Genomic DNA, 18,787 nt, shown 5'->3' on the forward strand with positions numbered 1-18,787 from the left:
GTGCAGCGCATCGCCCTGCGCACCCGGGTCAAGCCCGGCAGCGAGGCGGCCTACGACGCCGAGCACGCCCAGCTCCTGCCGGGCCTCGATCGCGCGATGCGCGAAGCCGGGGCCCGGGTGTGGCGGATCTGGCGTGACGGACTCGACCTGTTCCACTACGTGGAGGTCGTCGACTACGCGGTGTTCCAGGCGCGCATCACGGCGAACCCGATCAACCAGGCTTGGCAGAAACAGATGAATCGCCACCTTGATGGCGACTTCGACCCGTCCGCAGGGCCTCTCGGCAAGGTGTGGGAGATGTCGGGGGCTGTACGCCCGAGGGCTCCGTTCTCTACGGTTTTCGGCGTGACGACGACCTATGGATTCGGTGCCGCGCCGCTGGGGAACCTGTTCACCGCCCTCACCGACGATGAGGCGTCCGCCGCGGTCGAGGCCGCGTGGGACACCGGGATCCGCTACTTCGACACCGCCCCCCACTACGGGCTGGGCCTGTCCGAGCGCCGTCTCGGCAAGGTGCTGGCCGGCAAGCCCCGCCGCGACTTCGTGCTCTCCACGAAGGTGGGGCGCCTGCTCGTGCCCTCGGACGGGATCGGCAAGGACGACCAGGGCTTCGACGTCCCGAAGACCCACGTGCGGGCCTGGGACTACTCCCGCGACGGCGTGCTGCGTTCGCTGGAGGAGTCGCTCGACCGCCTGGGCCTCGACTCCGTCGACATCGCGCTGATCCACGATCCTGACACCCACTGGTCGCAGGCCGTCGGCGAGGCGTTCCCCGCGCTCGCGGAACTGCGCGACCAGGGCGTCGTGAAGGCCATCGGGGTCGGGATGAACCAGTGGCCGATGCTGGCCGACTTCGTCCGCGAGACCGACGTCGACACGATCCTGCTGGCCGGGCGCCACACGCTGCTCGACCAGTCGGCCGCGACCGAACTGCTGCCGCTGTGCGTGCGGCGCGGCGTCTCGGTCATCGCCGGCGGGGTGTTCAACAGCGGCCTGCTGGCCCGCCACGACGTGTCCGGGGGCACCTTCAACTACGCCCCCGCGCCCGCCGACGTGATCGCCCGCGCCCGTGAGATCGCCGCCGTCTGCGAACGGCACGGCGTGACGCTTCCGCAGGCCGCGATGGCGTTCCCGCTGCGCCACCCGGCGGTGACGACGGTCGTGCTGGGCATGCGATCCGTGCAGGAGGTCCGGGGCAACATGGAACTGGCCGCCCGGCCCGTTCCCGAGGCTCTGTGGGAGGAGCTGGGGTTCTGACCATGATCGACGCGCATCATCACCTCTGGGACCCGTCCCGCCGCGACTACCCGTGGATGTCCGGCGCGGCTCTCTCGCCGATCAGGCGCACCTTCGGCCTGCCGGAGCTGCGGGCCACCGGCGCCACCGGCACCGTGCTCGTGCAGACCGTCTCGTCGGTCGAGGAGACCCGCGAGTTCCTGCGGACCGCCTTGGAATCCGACGGCCTCATCAAGGGCGTCGTGGGCTGGGTCGACCTGACCGCGCCCGATGTGGCCGACGTCCTCGCCGAACTGCGGGAAGGGCCGGGCGGCCACCTGCTGGTCGGCATCCGCCACCAGGTCCAGGACGAACCCGACGACGCGTGGCTGGCCCGCCCCGACGTCATGCGCGGCCTGCGGGCCGTCGCGTCCGCGGGGCTGGCCTATGACCTGCTGGTGCTCGTCCACCAGCTCGGCGTGGCCCGCAAGGTCGTGGCCGATCTGCCCGACGCCCGGTTCGTGCTCGACCACGCCGCCAAGCCGCCCGTCGCCAGCGGGCTGATGGAGCCGTGGGCGACCCAGATCGAGGCGCTGTCCGAGCTGGAGAACGTGGCGTGCAAGATCTCCGGCCTCGTCACCGAGGCGAGCTGGACCGACTGGACCCCCGGTCAGCTCCAGCCCTACGTGGAGCACGTCCTTGAATATTTCGGCCCCGAAAGGGTCATGTTCGGATCGGACTGGCCCGTCTGTCTCCTCGCCGCGACGTATGGCGAGGTAGTGGAGACAACTAAGGATTTCACCAGCGGGCTGAGCGGAGACGAACAGTCGTACATTTACGAATCGACGGCACAGAAGGTCTATCGCCTGAAGCCATAGTTATCCACAGCTCGCCGTTCCAGGCCGCGCACTCAGCGTAACCCCCCGGACTCTTGGGTCGCCCTGCCCTTTCGCGACCCAGGAGTTCCGGATGCTCACCACCCTCGTCACGGCCATCCTCTGCACCCCGGGGGTCCCCGGCCCCGAGCTCGCGCCGTGTCCCGCGCCCGCTTCTTTTCGGTACGTCTTCCGCGCGCCCTCCGTCCTGTCCGATGACCCCGATGACCTCGACGAGCTGATCGACCTGGCCGACCTCGCCGAGGAGTGGGGCCACACGTGGCCGCCCCCGGAGTGGGAGGGCTTCGACCCGTGGGCCGCCGACGGGCCGTGGGCCGAGGCATGGGACGACCTCGACATGCCCGCGGAACACGCGTGGGACTGGGCGAAACCGGGGGTGATCTCCGGCCCGGCCGACCGGGACCTGCGCCCGCTTCCGGCTGTCGGTGCGATTCTCGACGGGACGGTGCGCCCGCTCCTGGAGGGGACGGTGCGCCCGCTCCTGGACGGCGGCGTCACCCTCGACGGGCGTGCACCTCTGCAGGAGGGTGCCGTGCCGGATCGTGGCGGGAACGTCCCTTCGGAGGCCGCCGCCTCCACCAAGGGCTCTGACGACCGTCGCCCCCGGGCCAAGACGGAGGAGCCGCCCGCCGTCGAAACCAAGCCCCGCAAGAAGCAGGACGACCGGGAACCGCGCGAGGAGACCGACCGCGACAGGTCGCCGCGCGACTCCAGCCCCGGGTCGATCGCGCTGCGGGCGGCCACCAACTGGCTCGGCATCCCCTACGTGTGGGGCGGCGGCAACGCCGGCGGCCCGAGCCGGGGGGTCGGCAAGGGCGCGAACCGCGTCGGCTTCGACTGCTCGGGCCTGACCCTGGCCGCCTGGGCCAAGGCCGGGGTCACCCTCGGCCACTACACCGGCACCCAGATCAGACAGGGCAAACCGATCCAGACCAAAGACCTGATCCCGGGCGACCTGCTGTTCTTCGGCGCGACCAAGACCGATCCCTCCCACGTCGGCCTCTACGCCGGCGACGGCGACATGATCCACGCCCCCCGCACCGGAGACGTCGTCAAACGCGTGGAAGTCCTGTCGGCCCCGTTCTGGACCAAACGGTTCCAGGGCGCGGTCCGGCCCTCACTGAAGTCGTGAGCCGAGCCCTTCGGCCAGATTGAGAAGCGCGTCCGTTCGACCGTGACAGACGCGCTTCCCGAAACGTGCCAGAACCTAGAGCGCCTGCCGCAGCCACGACTCCACGTCGGCGATGTGGACGGTCGCCCACGCCTGGGCGACCTCGGGCTGGCGGGCCGCTATCGCGCCGTAGATGGCGTAGTGCTGGTCGAGGGTCTTGCTCGGGGCGTTCGACTGGGTCAGGCCGCGCCAGATGCGGGCCCTCGTGGTCGGGCCCGACAGGCTCTCGATGAGGGAGCAGAGGACCGCGTTGCCGGAGCCCTCGGCGATGCGCTGGTGGAACTCGAGGTCGTTGGCGACGAGCTGTTCGACCGTCGGGTTCTCGGGGAGGGCGTCGAGGATCTTGCGGAGTTCGTCGATGCCGGTGTCGGTCATGTTGACGGCCGCCTTGGCCGTGGCGGCGGGTTCGAGGATGCGCCTGACCTCGAAGAACTGCAGAACCGTGTCGTCGCGATGGAAGTCGACCACGAACGAGAGGGCGTCCAGGAGGAGCCGGGGTTCGAGGCTGGTGACATAGGTGCCGTCGCCCTGGCGGACGTCCAGGACGTTGATCAACGCGAGCGCGCGCACCGCCTCACGCAGGGAGTTTCGGGAGAGCCCGAGCCGTTCGGCGAGGTCCGCCTCCTTGGGGAGCCGCGCCCCTGGCGCAAGCTCTCCTTTGAGGATCATGTCCTTGATCCGGTCTATCGCCGTATCGGTTACCGCCACGCCTCGCACCCACCCTCAGACATCCGATGTCTAGGAGTGTACGACGAACGTGACCGGATCACCTCCCGTGCGCCGGACCAATCCGCGCACCTCGAGTGTCCGCAGGTGCGCCGCGGCCTCCCCGGCGGCCATCCCGCGCAGCATCGGCGGCAGGTCCTCCCACCGCCGGTTCCAGGTCATCAGCGACGCGACGGTCCAGATCGTCAGCGGCCGATCGGCCTCGGCCATCGAGGCCACCAGCTTCGTCAGCTTCTCCTCGTGGTGCTCGACGATCTCCCCGGCGCGGGCGGCGACGTCGGTGAACGTCCACTCGTGGGCGGGCAGGGCCTCCAGCGGACCGAAAGTGGCGATCTTGTCGAGCGAGGTCAGAAACTCACTGAGCGGGTCGATATCGGTGCGATCGTAGGGATACATCCCGATATGCGGAGTGATTCCCGGCAGGACGTGGTCACCCGTGAAGACCCGATCACCGTCTTCGAGATGGAGACAGATGTGCCCGGGGGAGTGCCCGGGGGTCCATACGGTGCGCAACCGCCGCCCCGGGATGTCGACGAGTTCCCGGTCGGCCAGGTGGATGTCGGGGATCGCCGGAGGAATGGGCGCGTCCATGATCGCTGCCGGCAGTTCCTCCGGTGACGCGCCCGCCCGGCGCAGCATGTCGGTCTGGATCCGGGGCCGGTCGTCCGAGGCGGCCATGTCGTGGAACATCCGGACCATCTCGGCGTCGGCCTCGTGCATGGCGATCCACCCGCCGGAGGTCTCCTTGACCTGCCCGGCGAGCCCGGCGTGGTCGGGGTGGTAGTGGGTGACGACGACGCCGCGCAGATCCGACAGCGCGATGCCCGCCTGGCCCAGCCCGCTCTCCAGCGCCTCGAACGCCTCGGGGTGGTTCCACCCCGCGTCGATCAGGACCGGCCCGGCGGGGGATTCGACGGCGTAGACGAGCGTGTACCCGAGTGGATTGCCCGGTATCGGCACCGGCACGCTCCACACCCCGTCGCCGAGATCAGTGACCTTCTGGGCACTGTAGGCACGCCGCGTCCGCACATCACGTTCAGTCATCCGGCCCCCATCAAGCGCTTGCTACCGCGACCATGGTGCCAAACCCAGATGACCACCGCATTTCGCCCCCCACCTGACCCGTCGTCCCAGCGTGGTCGGGTCACGCGCGTTCGAGGACGGTCGCCGTGGCCAGGGCGCCGCCGGCGCACATGGTCACCAGTGCGGTCAAGCCGTCTGAGCGTTCGAGTTCGTGCAGGGCCGTGGTGATGAGCCGGGCGCCGGTCGCGCCGACCGGATGTCCCAGGGCGATGGCTCCGCCGTTGACGTTCAGGCGGGAGAGGTCGGGTTTGTGGACGGACGCCCACGACAGGACGATGGCGGCGAAAGCCTCGTTGACCTCATAAAGGTCGAGATCTGACATGACCATGCCGGTCCGGTCCAAAACGCGCGTGGTGGCGTCTACGGGGCCGTCCAGATGGAAGTAGGGCTCGGCGCCGACGAGCGCCTGCGCGAGGATCCGGGCGCGGGGGCGCAGGCCGTGCCGAGCCGCCGCCTCCTCGCTCATCAGCAGCACCGCCGCCGCGCCGTCGGAGATCTGCGACGAGGTCCCGGCGGTGTGGAGACCGCCCTCGCCCATGACGGGCCTCAGCCGGGCCAGCCCCTCGGTCGTCGTCTCGCGGGGCCCCTGGTCGCGCGTGACCCCGGCGACGGGGAGGACCTCGCGGTCGAAGCGTCCCTCTGCCCACGCTTCGGCCGCCAGGTGCTGCGACCGCGTCCCGAACGCGTCGAGGTCGTCGCGGGACAGCCCGCGGCGGGCGGCGATGCGTTCGGCGGCGGTGAACTGGTCGGGCAGGTCGATCGACCAGTCGTCCGGCCGGGGGCTCGCGGGCAGCACGTTCGACCCGAGCGGCTGGCGGCTCATCGACTCCACGCCGCACGCGATCCCGACGTCGATCACGCCGGCCTGGATCAGCGCCGCCACCAGGTGCACGGCCTGCTGCGACGATCCGCACTGCGCGTCGAGGGTCGTCACGCCGGTCTGGAAGGGGAGCCCGGCGTAGAGCCACGCGTGCCGTCCGACATGCCCGCCCTGTTCACCGGCCTGGGTGACACACCCGGCGAAGACCTGCTCGACGGCCGAAGGGTCGATCTGCGCTTTTCCGATCAGCCCGGTCAGCACCGAGGCGAGGAGCGCCTGCGGCTTGAGCTCCGCCAGCCAGCCGCCCCGCTTCCCCATCGGCGACCGGACCGCCTCGACAATCACCGGCGTCCCCATGCCAGAAACTGTAACGCGTTCTACTCAGCCCGGGAAGGCGGCCGCGATCCATGTCTCAGGCGGGGAAGTCGGCCAGGAGTCGGGACGCCGCGATCTCGATGCGGTGCTGGATGTCCTCGTAGGTCCGCCGCCCCCGCAGCATCTCCAGCAGTTCCTGCACCCACACCGCCCCCAGCGACGCCGCCAGGATGGCCTGCTCCTCATCGGCCCGGACCTCCGGCAGCCCGGCCACCCGCAGCAGCAGCCCCGCCATCCGGTCGCCGAACGGCAGCTCGACGTCGGCCAGGATCAGGGCCCTGATCAGGGCGTCGGCCAGTTCGGGCTCGCGCATCAACCCCCGGGTCGCCCGCATCAGCACGTCGACCGCGCGGCCGTCGGGGGTGTGGGCGGCGGGTGGCCGGCGGGCGATGCTCGACTCCAGCATGTCGAGTTCCTCGCCCACCACGGCGACCACGAGGTCCATTTTCGAGGGGAAATAGCGATACAAGGTCCCCAGGGCCACGCCGGCGCGCTCGGCGACCGTGCGCATCTGCATCGCCTCGACACCGCCGCGGGAGGCCAGGGCCGCCGCCGCCTGGAGAATGCGCCTGCGTCGCTGGAGCTGGCTCTTGGTGCGCAGGCCCGGACCTGAGCCGGGCGGGAGGTCCTGGACCGCTTCCATGGCAGAACACGTTATCTGACCGCATCCCGCCCTGGCTGGTTACTCACCAGTCATGGGGCTGTGGACACTTACTAGAATCCGTTCTAACTTCGGTTGGTGGATTTCGATCTCGACGAGCCGCAACGTGAGTTGCGCACCCTCGCGGCCGGGTTGCTCGACAAGGAGACCGACCCGCAGGCCCATGAGAGGACCGGCGAGCCCTACGACGCGCGCCTGTGGGCCACGATGGCCCGCGCGGGCCTGATCGGGGCCTGCCTGCCCGAGGAGTCGGGCGGGCCGATCGAGATGGCGGTGGTCCTGCGCGAGGTGGGGGCGCACGTGGCCCCCGTACCGATGCTTCCCGCGCTGGTCACGGGGCTGATCATCGGGCGTCACGGCTCGGCGGCGCAGCGGGCCCGGCTGGCGGCCGTGGCGGAGGGCGGGGTGCCGTTCACGTATGCGGTCAAAGGCGAGGTCACCGTCGCGAACGGCCGTCTCAGCGGGCGCAAGACCCAGGTTCCCTACGCCGAACAGGCCGCGGCGGTTTTGGTGGCGGTCGGCGGCGACGTGTATGTCGTCGAACCTCAGGCGACAGCCGTACAGAGAACTCCGACGGCCACCGGCGAACCGGCCGGCGCGATCACCCTCGACGACGCGCCCGGCGAGCTGATCGCCGGAGCGGCCCACGAGCTCGGTCTCCTGGTACGCGCCGGGCTGACGGCCACCGCCTCGGGTGTCCTGGCCCAAGCGCTCAAGATCACCACGGACCACATCAGGACCCGCCGCCAGTTCGGCCGCGCCCTGGCCGAGTTCCAGGCCGTCACCATGCAGATCGCCGACGTCTACATCGCCACCAGGATCCTCGACGCCGCCGTCTGGTCGAGTGTGTTCCGGCTCGCCCGCGGCCTCGACGCCGACCGCGACCTGGCCATCGCGGCCCTGCACACCGCCGACTCGGCCCTGAGGGCGCTCTACACCTGCCAGCACCTGCACGGCGGCCTGGGAGTCGACGTCTCGTATCCGCTGCACCGCTACTTCGCCTGGGGCAAGCACGCCGCGCACATCCTTGGCGGCGCCGAGGCGCAGCTCGACCTGATCGGGGAGCTGGAATGTTCGTGGAACTGACCGACGCCCAACGTGCGCTGCGCGACGAACTGCGCGACTACTTCGCCACCTGCCTGACGCCGGCCCAGCGCGCCGACATCGCCGCCGACCCGTTCGGCGTCGCCTACATGGACCACTGCCGCCGCCTCGGCCAGGCCGGCCTGCTCGGCCTGGGCTGGCCGGAGGAGTACGGCGGCCGGGGCTACGGCCCGCTGGAGCAGCAGATCTTCGCCAACGAGGTCGCCCGCGCCGAGGTCCCCTATCCGATCATCACGCTGCAGACCGTCGGCCCCACGCTGATGCAGTACGGCACCCCGGAGCAGAGGGCCCACTTCCTCCCGCGCATCCTGGCGGGCGAGTGCCATTTCGCCATCGGCTACAGCGAACCGGGCGCCGGTACCGACCTGGCCTCCCTGACGACGACGGCCGTCCGCGACGGCGACCACTACGTCGTCAACGGCCAGAAGATCTTCACCTCTGGCGCCCATCACGCCGACCACATCTGGCTCGCCGCCCGCACCGACCAGGACGCGAAGAAGCACCGCGGCATCACCATGATGATCGTCGACGCGAAGGACCCGGGCTTCTCGTGGACGCCCATCATCACCATGGACGGCCGCCACCACACCAACAGCACCTACTTCACCGACGTCCGGGTCCCGGCCGACATGGTCGTCGGCGAGGTCGGCAAGGGCTGGGACCTGATCGTCAACCAGCTCAACCACGAACGCGTGACCCTCGGCCCGGCCGGCAACATCGCCCACACCTACGACCGCTTCAAGGCCTGGGCCCATCAGTCGGGAGCGATCGCCGAGCCGGCCGTCAGAAGAGCACTGGGTTCCGTGTACGCCGCCTTCCGGACCAACGAACTCCTCAACTGGCAGGTCGCCGCCACCATGGACCTCGGCTGGCTGGCCGCCCCCGACGCCTCCGCCACCAAGATCTACGGCTCCGAACGCATGCAGGACGTCGGCCGCGTCGTCGGCGAGACCCTGGCCCGCTTCGGCGACCCGGCCGACGAGGCGACCCGCGACCTGATGGAACGCGTCGACCGAGGTGTGAAGGGCGCCCTGGTTCTGACCTTCGGCGGCGGCGTCAACGAGGTCCAGCGCGAACTCATCGCCCTCCTCGGCCTCCAGCTCCCGAGACCACCCCGCTGAGCTCGGATGGACCGCCTCCAGGAGCAAAAAAGACATACCGCACCTCCTGCGGCCTCGAAGGATGCCGATGTTGCGCCTTTGAGGGGGAAAACCTCCACCCGGTGAACCCCGACCCCAACCGCCGCGCCAACCGACCAACCGGGACAGCCGGTGCATCTGGGAGGGTTCAACCTGCGGAGAGCTTCCGGGTCCTGCGGTGCGGCGGACCCGGAGCGCTGCGACAGTCCGCCCAGACCCGGTCCGCCCGGCGTGCCGTCCTTCAACGGTCCCACGCCGCGGCGACCGGCGTAGGGGCTTCCAACCGACACCGGGAGCCGTGAATGCGAACCCTGAACATCCCCAGGCGCGGCACACAGTTCCCGGTCCCCTGCCGCCCCGTCCTGCGGAGCGGTGACCCGTGGGGCGGTGAGAGGTGGACCCCGGACATCCGGGTCGGCACCGAGCTCCCGCGGCTGGACCTCCCGCTCAACTCGGGCCGGATCCTCTCGGCGGCCCTGACCACCCGCGAACTTCCCCGGGCACACCACGGCTCCGCGATCGCCGCCGACGTCCAGCTCACCCTGCTCACCACGATGACCCTCATCGAGAGCTACGTGACCGACTGGGCCGGCCCGGACGCCTTCCTCCGCGGCATGAACGTCAAGCTCGGCCGGCCCGCCCACGCGGGCGGCACCCTCACCCTCACCGGCACCGTGACGAGCAGCACCCCCGAGGTCATCGCCGTCGAGGTGCGCGCCCGATCAGCCGAGGGCACCCACGCCACCGGAAGAGTCCGCCTCTTCTGGTAACCCAGGCTCAGGAACCAAAATGCGCGCCCCGGATCGGGACGCGCATTTCGTTTTCACCGGGGCCTCACACCAGCAGGGGCATCGAGAAGAAGACCGCCAGGGCGATGGCCAGGCAGATCAGGAACCCGATCAGCTCCCAGGCCCAGTCGTGGTGCTTCTCCTGCGCCTTCATGCGCGGCGCGCGCCGCCCCGAGTGGGTGCGGACCGACATCGGCTCGTAGAGATCGACCGGCTCCTCGGCCGGGGCGCCCGTCTGCACCGCCCGGACCAGCGCGCTCTCCGGCCCGCCGATCGTCGTCGAGCCCTGCGGCATGTCCTCGTCGTCGACGACGACGGGCTTGGCGAAGACCAGCCGGTCGGAGGGGAGCAGGTCGGGCATCGTGGTCTCGCCCGGCGACTCCGGCTCCGCCCGGAGAAGGTCGGCCGCCGGAAGCGCATCAGCCGAAGGTTCGGGCTCGACCGGCTCGGCCTCGGGTGACACCGCGTCTGGTGACACCACATCTGGAGACACCGTCTCGGGTGATGGCGTCTCGCTGGTGAAGGCGTCGAACGACTCCATCTTCGAGAACGCCGCGAGCTGGTCTTCGACGACGGCCTCGACCGCCTCCACCGTCTCCGGCGGTGCGGGCGCCACCTCCGGATCGACCGGGGTGGGCACGCTCATGCGCTTCTTGGGCGGCCCGTTGCCGATGTTCTTCAGGATCGAGCCGCGCAGGCGGGGCATCGGCTGGGTGAGGGCCTCGTGCCTGCGGCGGCGGTCGGCGACCTTCGTGGGGTTGGTCAGGTCGTCGAGCGGGACGACCGTCGTGTTGGTCGCCGGGTCGGTCTCGGTCGCCAGCGGCAGCGGCCACGACGGGGCGGTGGGCCAGAGTTTGCGGACCGGCAGCGAGGTCTTCCGGGGGGCCGGCAGGGCCGCCTCGTAAGGGAGCGCCGCCTGGATGCGGCGGAGCACGTCGTGGGGCGGCTCGCGCCAGGGGAGCCGGGCCAGCACGTCTTCGAGGGGGGCGACCCCGATGGCGTCGTACACCTCTTCGACGTCGCGGGCCACGAACGGCGCGGTGCGTGCCGCGGTGACGGCGGTGGTCATGGTCTGGCCGAAGCGGTGGCGCGCGCTGACGGCCAGCTCCTCGGCGGTGTCGGTGGCGACTTCCAGGACTAAGGCGAGTTCGGCCGTGGTGAGCCCGCAGTGGGCCGACAGCATGAGAACTTCGCGCTGGTGGGGGCGGATGTCGCGGAAAACGCGTTCGATGAGCGCGGTCGCCGGGTCGGCGATGGAGTCGACGGCGGGCATCGCGTAGCTGACGTCACGGCGGTAGATCTCGCGCCGGGCGAGGGAGAAGAGCGCCGCGCGCGGCGGGTCCGTCGGCGGAACGCCCGTGAGCACGGCGACCAGGGCGTCGGCGGCCGAGGCCGTCTCACCCAGCTGGTCGTGGCAGTAGGCGAACAGCCCGGCGGCGTGACGCTCGTAGAGCTCTGCGATCAGGTCGCTCCTGGAACGCTGACCCGTGAGCGGTGTTGTCACGGCCGGTACCCCTGGTGTTGAAGTGGAGGGATCGTACGTCAATCATGCCGCCACAGAGGCCTGGAGCGCACTAATTAGTGGGCTTTTGATTCATATTCTTCTGGGCAGTAAGCATTGATCATTTTCGGAATGTAACAAAGCCCTCGTAGGCTGCCTTCGGAGATCAACACCCCTGGACAGAGGTCGCCAGTGATCACATTTGACGGCGTCACGAAACGATACGCCGACGGGACGGTCGCGGTCGACGACCTCTCCCTGGAGGTGCCGACCGGCGCGATCACGGTCTTCGTCGGCCCTTCGGGCTGCGGGAAGACCACATCGCTCCGCATGATCAACCGGATGATCGACCCGAGTCAGGGCCGCATCCTCCTCGACGGGAAGGACGTCACCGGCGTCGACCCGGCGACCCTGCGCAGAGGCATCGGATACGTCATCCAGCAGGCCGGACTGTTTCCGCACCGCCGCATCGTCGACAACATCGCGACGGTGCCGCTTCTGCTCGGCTGGGACAAGAAGAAGGCCCGCGACCGCGCGATGGAGCTGATGGAGCGCGTCGGGCTCGACCCCAAGCTGGCCCGCCGCTACCCGTTCCAGCTCTCCGGCGGCCAGCAGCAGCGCGTCGGGGTGGCCCGCGCGCTGGCCGCCGACCCGCCGGTGCTGCTGATGGACGAGCCCTTCAGCGCCGTCGACCCGATCGTGCGCACCTCGTTGCAGGAAGAACTGCTCAGGCTGCAGGACGAACTGCACAAGACGATCGTGTTCGTCACCCACGACATCGACGAGGCGGTCAAGCTCGGCGACACCGTCGCGGTGCTGCGGGTGGGCGGCAAGCTCGCCCAGATCGCCGCGCCGGCCGAACTGCTGAGCGCTCCGGCCGACGACTTCGTGCGCGAGTTCCTGGGCCGCGATCGGGGGATCCGGCGGCTCGGCTTCGTACCGAGCGGGACTCTGACGCTCGAACCGGCGCCCGAGGGCGTGACCGCACAGGGCCACGGCACCTTCAACCCGGCGAAAGACTCGCTGCGGGCCGCGCTCGACGCGTCGCTGCTGTCGCCCGACGGGCTCGCGGTGGCCGTCGACGACGACGGGCGGGTGCTCGGGGTGGTCGGTCAGGCCGCGCTCGTGGGGGCGGCCCGTGGATGAGCCACTCGTCCGCTGGGACTGGATCGCCCGCAACTGGGACAACGGTGGCCCCACCTCGGTGAAGGTGCTGCTGGAGAACCACATCGTGATGGCGTTCGTGCCCGTGGTCGTCGGGCTGCTCATCGCGATCCCGCTCGGCCTCGCCTGCGCCCGCTACCGGTGGCTCTACCAGCCGACCGTGGGAATCATGAACATCGTCTACTCGCTGCCGTCGCTGGCCCTGTTCTCGATCCTGCTGTCGGTCACGGGCCTCACCCAGACGACCGTCATCATCCCGCTGACCCTGTTCTCGCTCGCGGTGCTCATCCCGGCCGTGGTCGACGGCATGAAGTCGGTTCCCGACCACGTACGCCAGTCGGCCGTCGCCATGGGCTTCCAGCCCTACAAACGGCTGATGAAGGTCGAACTGCCGATCGCGGTCCCGGTCGTCCTGGCCGGGCTCCGGGTCGCGGCCGTGTCGAGCATCTCGCTGGTCAGCGTGGGCGCGCTGATCGGGCAGGGCGGTCTCGGCTACCTGTTCATCGACGGCTGGCAGCGGCAGTTCTACACCCCGATCGTCGTCGGCATCGTGCTCGTGGTCGCGCTGGCCCTGGTCGCCGACTTCGTCATCATCGTGGCCCAGCGACTGCTCACTCCTTGGGCGAGGAGGTCGGCGTGAACTGGCTGATCGAGTTCTTCGGCAGCGCCGAATACTGGTCCGGCGAAGACGGCATCCCGGTGCGGCTGCTCCAGCACCTCGAATACTCGTTCCTGGCCTTCGCCATCGCCGCGCTCATCGCGGTCCCGCTCGGCCTGCTCATCGGGCACACCGGCCGGGGCGCGATCGTGGTCGTCGTGGCGGCCAACGCCGCCCGCGCGCTGCCCACGCTGGGCCTGCTGGTGCTGGTCGTGCTGCTCATCGGCGTCGGCACCCTGTGGCCGGTGCTGATCCCGCTGATCGCGCTGGCGATCCCGCCGATCCTGGTCAACACCTATGAGGGGATCAGGGGCGCCGATCCCGATCTGCGCGACGCCGCATACGGCATGGGCCTGCGGGGAAGTCAGGTGCTGTTCCGGGCGTTGGTGCCTGTTGCGTTGCCGCTGATCCTCCTGGGTCTGCGGTTGTCCGCCATCACGGTGGTCGCGACGGCGACGGTGGCGGCATATGTCGGGCTTGGGGGGCTGGGGAGATACATCATCGACGGCCTGGCGACCAAGAACTACGCCGAGGTGTTCGGGGGAGCGGTGCTCGTGGTCCTGCTGGCTCTGGCCGTACAGACCGGGTTCACGCTGCTCAACCGGGTAATCGTCTCGCCGGGGGTGCGACAGGTCCGCTAATCTCTACCTATCCCCCCGATTTTGAAGGGAATGTACGTTGAAACGAGCATTTTTCACCGCGGTCGCCGCGGTGTTCGCCCTATCCGCATGCGGTGGAGGTGGCGGCGACCCGTTGACGCAGGCCACCCCGACCGCTCCCGCCGCCACGGGGGGTTCCGCTCCGGCCGCAACCACGGTCGTCGTCGGCTCCTTCAACTTCCCCGAGAGCGTGCTGCTCGGCTCGATCTACGCGCAGGCCCTCCAGGCCAAGGGCGTCACCGTCGAGGAGAAGCCCAACATCGGCTCCCGTGAGGTCGTCTTCGACCAGGTCAAGTCCGGCGGCCTGACCCTTCTGCCCGAATACGGCGGCTCCCTGCTGGCCTTCGTCGACCCGGCCGCCACCGCCAAGTCGACCGACGACGTGATCGCCGCGCTGAAGACCAAGCTCCCGCCGGAGGTGGAGGTCCTCACCCCCGCCGCCGCCCAGGACGGCAACTCCCTCACGGTCACCAAGGCCTTCGCGACCGAGAAGAGCCTGAAGACGATCGAAGACCTGGCGAAGATCTCCAAGGACCTCAAGGTCGGCGGCCCGCCAGAGTTCAAGGAGCGCCAGGAGGCGAACTTCAAGGACACCTACGGCCTGGAGTTCAAGTCGTGGGAGCCCACGGCCGAGACCACGGCCGACGCCATCAAGAGCGGCACCGTCCAGGCCGGCAACGTCTTCACGACCGACCCGAAGATCCTGCTCAACGACCTGGTCTCGCTCGAGGACAACAAGAACGCCTTCTCCGCCGACAACATCGTCCCGCTGGTGTTCAAGGCCGGGGTCGACGACAACGTCAAGGCCACCCTCGACGCCGTCTCGGCCAAGCTCACCACCGAGGGCCTGCTCGGACTGATGAAGCGGATCGCCGTCGACAAGGACGACCCGCCCGTGGTCGCCAAGGACTGGCTGACCCAGAACGGCCTCATCTGATGACGATTCCGGCGGCGGGCCCTCCCTTCGTGGAAGCGATGGCGCAGCTCGCCGCCGGGGTCGCGGTCATCACCGTCAAAGACGACCGCGACGACGTCGGCAACACCGTGACGAGCCTGCTGTCGATCTCGGCCGAGCCGCCGACCGTGCTGATCAGCCTGGCGAACGGCAGCTACCTGACCGAACTCCTGCTGCGCCACGACCGATGGGCCGCGACGCTGCTCAGCGACGGCCAGCAGACCATCGCCTCGCGGTTCGCCACCCCGGGCCGGCCGAGCGCCCGCCTGCTGCTCGCCTCGGTGGCCCACCATCGGGGTGCCCACTCGCAGGCACTCATCGTCGACGACGGGGTGGCCGCGCTGGAGGCCGAGACCATCACGGTCGTCCCGGCTGGCGACCACATGCTGTTCATCGCCCAGGTCACGGCGGTCGACTACGTGGACTCCACGCGACCGCCGCTCACCCGGCTACGTGGCCGTTACCGGCCGGTCAGAATTTAACGGATGACCCAGGTGCCGGGCAGCACCAGCGGCCCGGCGGCCGGCAGGCCCAGGTCGGCGGCGAACGCCGCCAGCGGCCCCCACGCCTCCACCCGGATCCGCGTCATCGCGGCCGTCTTGTCCTCGCTCGACTCGGCCGGGATCAGCCGCTCCAGCGGGTTGATCTTCGGGTAGGAGCGCACCGGCGCGTCGGCCGCGAGGCCGGCCCGCTTGCGCGCCTCGGCCAGCGCGTCTTCCACCCCGCCGAGCTGGTCGACCAGGCCGTTGTCGCGGGCGTCGGCGCCGGTCCAGACCCGGCCCCTGGCCAGCGACTCTGCCTTGCCGCGCTCCATGCCCCGGCCCTCGGCGACCTTGCCGACGAAGTCGTCGTAGACCCGGTCGAGCCAGGTGTTGATGCGCGCCCACTGCGAGTCGGAGAACGGCCGCGTCGAGGAGAACATGCCCGCGTTGGCGCCCTCGGCGACGATCTCGGTGGCGATGCCGAGCCGGTCGAGCAGCCCGCCGAGCACGGCCTTGCCGCCGAACACCCCGATCGAGCCGGTCAGCGTGCCCGGCTGGGCGAAGATCATGTCGGCGGCCATCGCGACGAAGTAGCCACCCGAGGCGGCGACGTCGCCCATCGACACCACGACCGGCTTGCCCGCCCGCCGGGCCAGCACGACCTCACGCCAGATCGAGTCGGAGGCGGTGTAGGACCCGCCGGGGCTGTCGACCCGGAACACGATCGCCTTGACCTTGTCGTCGCGGCGGGCCGCGCGCAGCGCCGCGCTGATCGTGTCGGACCCCATCGCGTTGCCGCCGCCCAGCGGCGAGCGCCCGCTGCGGCCCAGCCGGATCGCGCCGTGGCCGTGGACCAGCGCGACCACCGACTCACCCGGGTGGGGCATCTTGGGCAGCTGGGTCTTCGCGTAGCGGGCGACGTACAGAAGAAGCGAACCTTCCGGTACGTGCTCGGCATAGACCTCGTCGCGATACTTCAGCCCGTCGACCAGCCCCGCCTGGACGGCCTCGTCGCCGTAGAAGGGACCCTGGTCGATGAGTTCGCGCACCCGCTTGAGCTCGAGCCCGCGGCCCTCGGCGATGCCGGCCACGAGCTGCTCGGTCAGCGACTCGGCCAGCCGGCCGGTCATCTCCTTGTGGGCGTCGGTCATGTGGTCTTGGGTGAACATGTTGGCGGCGGTCTTGTACTGGTGCCGCTGGCCCACCTGGTAGTCGATGTCGAGTTTGCCGAGCGCGCCCTTCAGGAAGCGCTGCTCGATCGCCACCCCGGTCAGCCCGACGTCGCCCGACGGCTGGAGGTAGACCTTCTCGAAGGCGCTGGCCAGGTAGTAGGGCACCGTGCCGTTGGCCACCTCGCCGTAGCTGTCGGCCCAGGCCACGGTGAGCTTCCCGGCGGCCCTGAAGTGGACCACCGCGTTGCGGATCTCCTGGACCAGGGCGAGCCCGAGCGGCTGGCCGCCGATCTTGACGATCAGGCCCTTCACCCGGGGATCGCGGCGGGCCCGCCGCAGGCCGCCGATGACGTCGCTCAGCCGGGCCCGGCGCATCGACAGCAAGGCCGACAGAGGGTCGGCGGGCGGAGCGTCGGTCAGACCTTCGGTCAGGTCGAGCTCCAGCATGAGCGGAGAGGTCCGGCGCTGCCGCATCTTGCCGACGGCCTCGATGATCGTCTTGGTCGCGTCCATCACCCCACACTAAGCGAAACGGCCCCGCGCACAGGGCGCGGAGCCGTTCAGCCGTCAGAGGATGGTCAGTTCAGGCCGTTCCTGATCGCGGTGATCAGTTCGCCGTTGGCGGTGTCGCCGCTGGTCTCCCAGAAGAACGCGCCGCCCAGGCCCTGGTTCTTGGCGTAGGTCATCTTGCTCGTGATGGTGGCGGGGGTGTCGTAGCTCCACCACTGGTTGCCGCAGTGGGCGTAGGCGGTGCCGCCGACCGTGCCGGTGGCCGGGCAGCGGGTCTTGAGGACCTTGTAGTCCTCGATGCCCGCCTCGTAGGTGCCCGGCGCGGCGCCGGAGGCCGAGCCGCCGGGGGCCGACTGGCTCACGCCGGTCCAGCCACGGCCGTAGAAGCCGATGCCCAGCAGCAGCTTGCTGGCCGGGATGCCCTTCGACTTGAGCTTCTGGATCGCCGCGTCGCTGTGGAAGCCCTGGGTCGGGATGCCCGTGTAGCTCGTCAGCGGCGAGTGCGGGGCGGTCGGGCCCTGCGCGGCGAAGGCGCCGAAGTAGTCGTAGGTCATCGGCATGTACCAGTCCAGGTACTGCGCGGCGCCGGCGTAGTCGGCCGCGTCGATCTTGCCGCCGTTGGTCCCGTCGGCGGTGATCGCGGCGGTGACCAGCGCGCTGGAGCCGAAGCGGGTGCGCAGCGCCTGCATCACGTTCTTGAACGAGGAGAAGCCGGTGGCGTCACAGGTGAGGCCGCAGGCGTTGGGGTACTCCCAGTCGATGTCGATGCCGTCGAAGACGTCGGCCCAGCGCGGGTCCTCGACCATGTTGTAGCAGGAGTTGGCGAACGCGGCCGGGTTCGCGGCGGCCTGGGTGAAGCCGCCGGAGTAGGTCCAGCCGCCGATGCTGAAGATCACCTTCAGGCCCGGGTACATGGCCTTGAGCTTGCGGAGCTGGTTGAAGTTGCCGCGCAGCGCGCCGGCGTCCCACGTGTCGGCCACGCCGTCGACCGAGTTGGCCGCGGTGTAGGCCATGTCGTAGTCGGCGTAGCTGTCGGAGATCGTGCACTGGCCGTTCTGGACGTTGCCGAAGGCGTACAGGATGTGGGTCAGCTTCGCGGCGCTGCCGCTGGTGTGCAGGTTCTTCACGTAGAACTGGCGGCCGTAGACGCCCCAGTTGGTGAAGTAGCCGATGACCTTCTTGCCGCCCGGCGGGGGAGTGACCGTCGGGGTGACCGTGGGCGTCGGCGAGGGGGTCGGCGTCGGGGTGACGGTCGGGGTGACCGTGGGCGTGGGAGTGGGCGACGGGTTCACCGGGCCGCCGGTGCAGGCCGCGCCGTTGAGCTTGCAGTTCTGGACCGCCGCCAGGCCGCCCGGGGCGCCGATGAAGCCGAAGCTGAAGGAGGTCCCGGCGGCGAGCGGGCCCGCCCAGCTCTTCTTGGTGAACGTGTAGTGGTTGCCCGACTTGACCATGTCGGCGTCCCACGCCGAGCTGATGGTGGTGGTGCTCGGGACGTCGAACTCGACCGTCCACGTGGGCAGGGCCGTGTCGCCCGCCTTCACGGTGACCTTGCCCTGGAAGCCGGTGCCCCAGTCCTGGTCGACGGCGTAGGTGGCGGTGGCCGGGGTGGCGGCACTGGCCTGGCTGAAGCCGAACGGCACGAGCAGCGCCGCCGCGGCGATCAGCGAGCCGATGGTGATACGTCGCAAGGAACGCTCCCGGGGGTAAT

At 70.0% G+C, this 18,787-nt stretch carries 18 protein-coding genes; 11 read left to right on the forward strand and 7 right to left on the reverse strand.

The features are described from left to right. From AW272_RS09310 to AW272_RS09320, 3 genes are all read left to right on the forward strand, one after another. Nucleotides 1-1,257 (forward strand): aldo/keto reductase, encoded by a 1,257-nt coding sequence (locus AW272_RS09310; RefSeq protein WP_083958153.1) that lies wholly within the window; start codon nucleotides 1-3, stop codon nucleotides 1,255-1,257. A 2-nt stretch (nucleotides 1,258-1,259) separates the two neighbouring features. Next, on the forward strand, nucleotides 1,260-2,093 hold the full coding sequence (locus AW272_RS09315; RefSeq protein ID WP_066362749.1) for an amidohydrolase family protein: 834 nt from the start codon (nucleotides 1,260-1,262) through the stop codon (nucleotides 2,091-2,093). A gap of 91 nt (nucleotides 2,094-2,184) precedes the next feature. After that, nucleotides 2,185-3,243 (forward strand): C40 family peptidase, encoded by a 1,059-nt coding sequence (locus tag AW272_RS09320; protein WP_066362751.1) that lies wholly within the window; start codon nucleotides 2,185-2,187, stop codon nucleotides 3,241-3,243. Between the two features lie 75 nt (nucleotides 3,244-3,318). On the opposite strand, the gene AW272_RS09325 is transcribed toward AW272_RS09320, so the two are convergent. The 4 genes from AW272_RS09325 to AW272_RS09340 form a co-directional block, all read right to left on the reverse strand. Further along, complete coding sequence (locus AW272_RS09325) at nucleotides 3,319-3,990, reverse strand: FadR/GntR family transcriptional regulator (RefSeq protein WP_066362752.1); 672 nt, start codon at nucleotides 3,988-3,990, stop codon at nucleotides 3,319-3,321. Between the two features lie 30 nt (nucleotides 3,991-4,020). Next, nucleotides 4,021-5,052: an MBL fold metallo-hydrolase gene (locus AW272_RS09330; RefSeq protein ID WP_066362759.1), complete on the reverse strand. Its 1,032-nt coding sequence runs from the start codon at nucleotides 5,050-5,052 to the stop codon at nucleotides 4,021-4,023. Between the two features lie 100 nt (nucleotides 5,053-5,152). After that, complete coding sequence (locus AW272_RS09335; protein WP_066362760.1) at nucleotides 5,153-6,268, reverse strand: steroid 3-ketoacyl-CoA thiolase; 1,116 nt, start codon at nucleotides 6,266-6,268, stop codon at nucleotides 5,153-5,155. Nucleotides 6,269-6,323: 55 nt separating this feature from the next. Beyond that, entirely contained in the window at nucleotides 6,324-6,929 is a 606-nt protein-coding gene (locus AW272_RS09340; RefSeq protein ID WP_066362762.1) for a TetR family transcriptional regulator, read from the reverse strand. A 96-nt stretch (nucleotides 6,930-7,025) separates the two neighbouring features. Between AW272_RS09340 and AW272_RS09345 the strand changes: the two genes are divergently transcribed. From AW272_RS09345 to AW272_RS09355, 3 genes are all read left to right on the forward strand, one after another. Next, the gene (locus AW272_RS09345; protein WP_066363689.1) at nucleotides 7,026-8,033 is read left to right on the forward strand and encodes an acyl-CoA dehydrogenase family protein; all 1,008 of its coding nucleotides are present in this window, start codon (nucleotides 7,026-7,028) and stop codon (nucleotides 8,031-8,033) included. Further along, nucleotides 8,018-9,172 carry an acyl-CoA dehydrogenase family protein gene (locus AW272_RS09350; protein ID WP_066362764.1) on the forward strand — a complete coding sequence of 385 codons (1,155 nt, stop codon included), beginning with the start codon at nucleotides 8,018-8,020 and terminating at the stop codon, nucleotides 9,170-9,172. The genes AW272_RS09345 and AW272_RS09350 overlap by 16 nt, the downstream gene beginning before the upstream one ends. Before the next feature lie 320 nt (nucleotides 9,173-9,492). Further along, nucleotides 9,493-9,960 (forward strand): hotdog family protein, encoded by a 468-nt coding sequence (locus AW272_RS09355; protein ID WP_083958154.1) that lies wholly within the window; start codon nucleotides 9,493-9,495, stop codon nucleotides 9,958-9,960. A gap of 64 nt (nucleotides 9,961-10,024) precedes the next feature. Here AW272_RS09355 and AW272_RS09360 read toward each other — a convergent pair whose 3' ends face one another. After that, nucleotides 10,025-11,482, reverse strand: coding sequence for an RNA polymerase sigma factor (locus AW272_RS09360; protein ID WP_066362766.1), 1,458 nt, complete (start codon nucleotides 11,480-11,482; stop codon nucleotides 10,025-10,027). 189 nt (nucleotides 11,483-11,671) lie between these two features. Here AW272_RS09360 and AW272_RS09365 point away from each other — a divergent pair, with 189 nt between their 5' ends. Genes AW272_RS09365 through AW272_RS09385 form a run of 5 tightly spaced genes read left to right on the forward strand, consistent with a single transcriptional unit; the run spans nucleotide 11,672 to nucleotide 15,397 of the window. After that, on the forward strand, nucleotides 11,672-12,625 hold the full coding sequence (locus AW272_RS09365) for an ABC transporter ATP-binding protein (RefSeq protein WP_066362767.1): 954 nt from the start codon (nucleotides 11,672-11,674) through the stop codon (nucleotides 12,623-12,625). Beyond that, nucleotides 12,618-13,283, forward strand: a complete 666-nt coding sequence (locus tag AW272_RS09370; protein WP_066362768.1) for an ABC transporter permease — start codon at nucleotides 12,618-12,620, stop codon at nucleotides 13,281-13,283. The genes AW272_RS09365 and AW272_RS09370 overlap by 8 nt, the downstream gene beginning before the upstream one ends. Beyond that, on the forward strand, nucleotides 13,280-13,942 hold the full coding sequence (locus AW272_RS09375; protein WP_083958203.1) for an ABC transporter permease subunit: 663 nt from the start codon (nucleotides 13,280-13,282) through the stop codon (nucleotides 13,940-13,942). The genes AW272_RS09370 and AW272_RS09375 overlap by 4 nt, the downstream gene beginning before the upstream one ends. Before the next feature lie 37 nt (nucleotides 13,943-13,979). Next, entirely contained in the window at nucleotides 13,980-14,897 is a 918-nt protein-coding gene (locus AW272_RS09380) for an ABC transporter substrate-binding protein (RefSeq protein ID WP_066362770.1), read from the forward strand. Further along, a complete protein-coding gene (locus tag AW272_RS09385; RefSeq protein WP_066362771.1) occupies nucleotides 14,897-15,397 on the forward strand; it encodes a flavin reductase family protein in 501 nt (166 codons plus the stop codon). Before AW272_RS09380 ends, AW272_RS09385 begins: the two co-directional genes overlap by 1 nt. Here the strand turns inward: AW272_RS09385 and sppA are convergent. Both sppA and AW272_RS09395 read right to left on the reverse strand, forming a co-directional pair. Beyond that, nucleotides 15,394-17,082, reverse strand: coding sequence for a signal peptide peptidase SppA (gene sppA, locus AW272_RS09390; RefSeq protein WP_066362774.1), 1,689 nt, complete (start codon nucleotides 17,080-17,082; stop codon nucleotides 15,394-15,396). The genes AW272_RS09385 and sppA overlap by 4 nt on opposite strands. Nucleotides 17,083-17,147: 65 nt before the next feature. Continuing rightward, nucleotides 17,148-18,767, reverse strand: a complete 1,620-nt coding sequence (locus AW272_RS09395) for a glycosyl hydrolase family 18 protein (protein ID WP_245657344.1) — start codon at nucleotides 18,765-18,767, stop codon at nucleotides 17,148-17,150. Nucleotides 18,768-18,787: the final 20 nt, after the last annotated feature.

The sequence above is a fragment of the Herbidospora mongoliensis genome, from assembly GCF_001570545.1.
Taxonomy (GTDB): Bacteria; Actinomycetota; Actinomycetes; order Streptosporangiales; family Streptosporangiaceae; genus Herbidospora; species Herbidospora mongoliensis.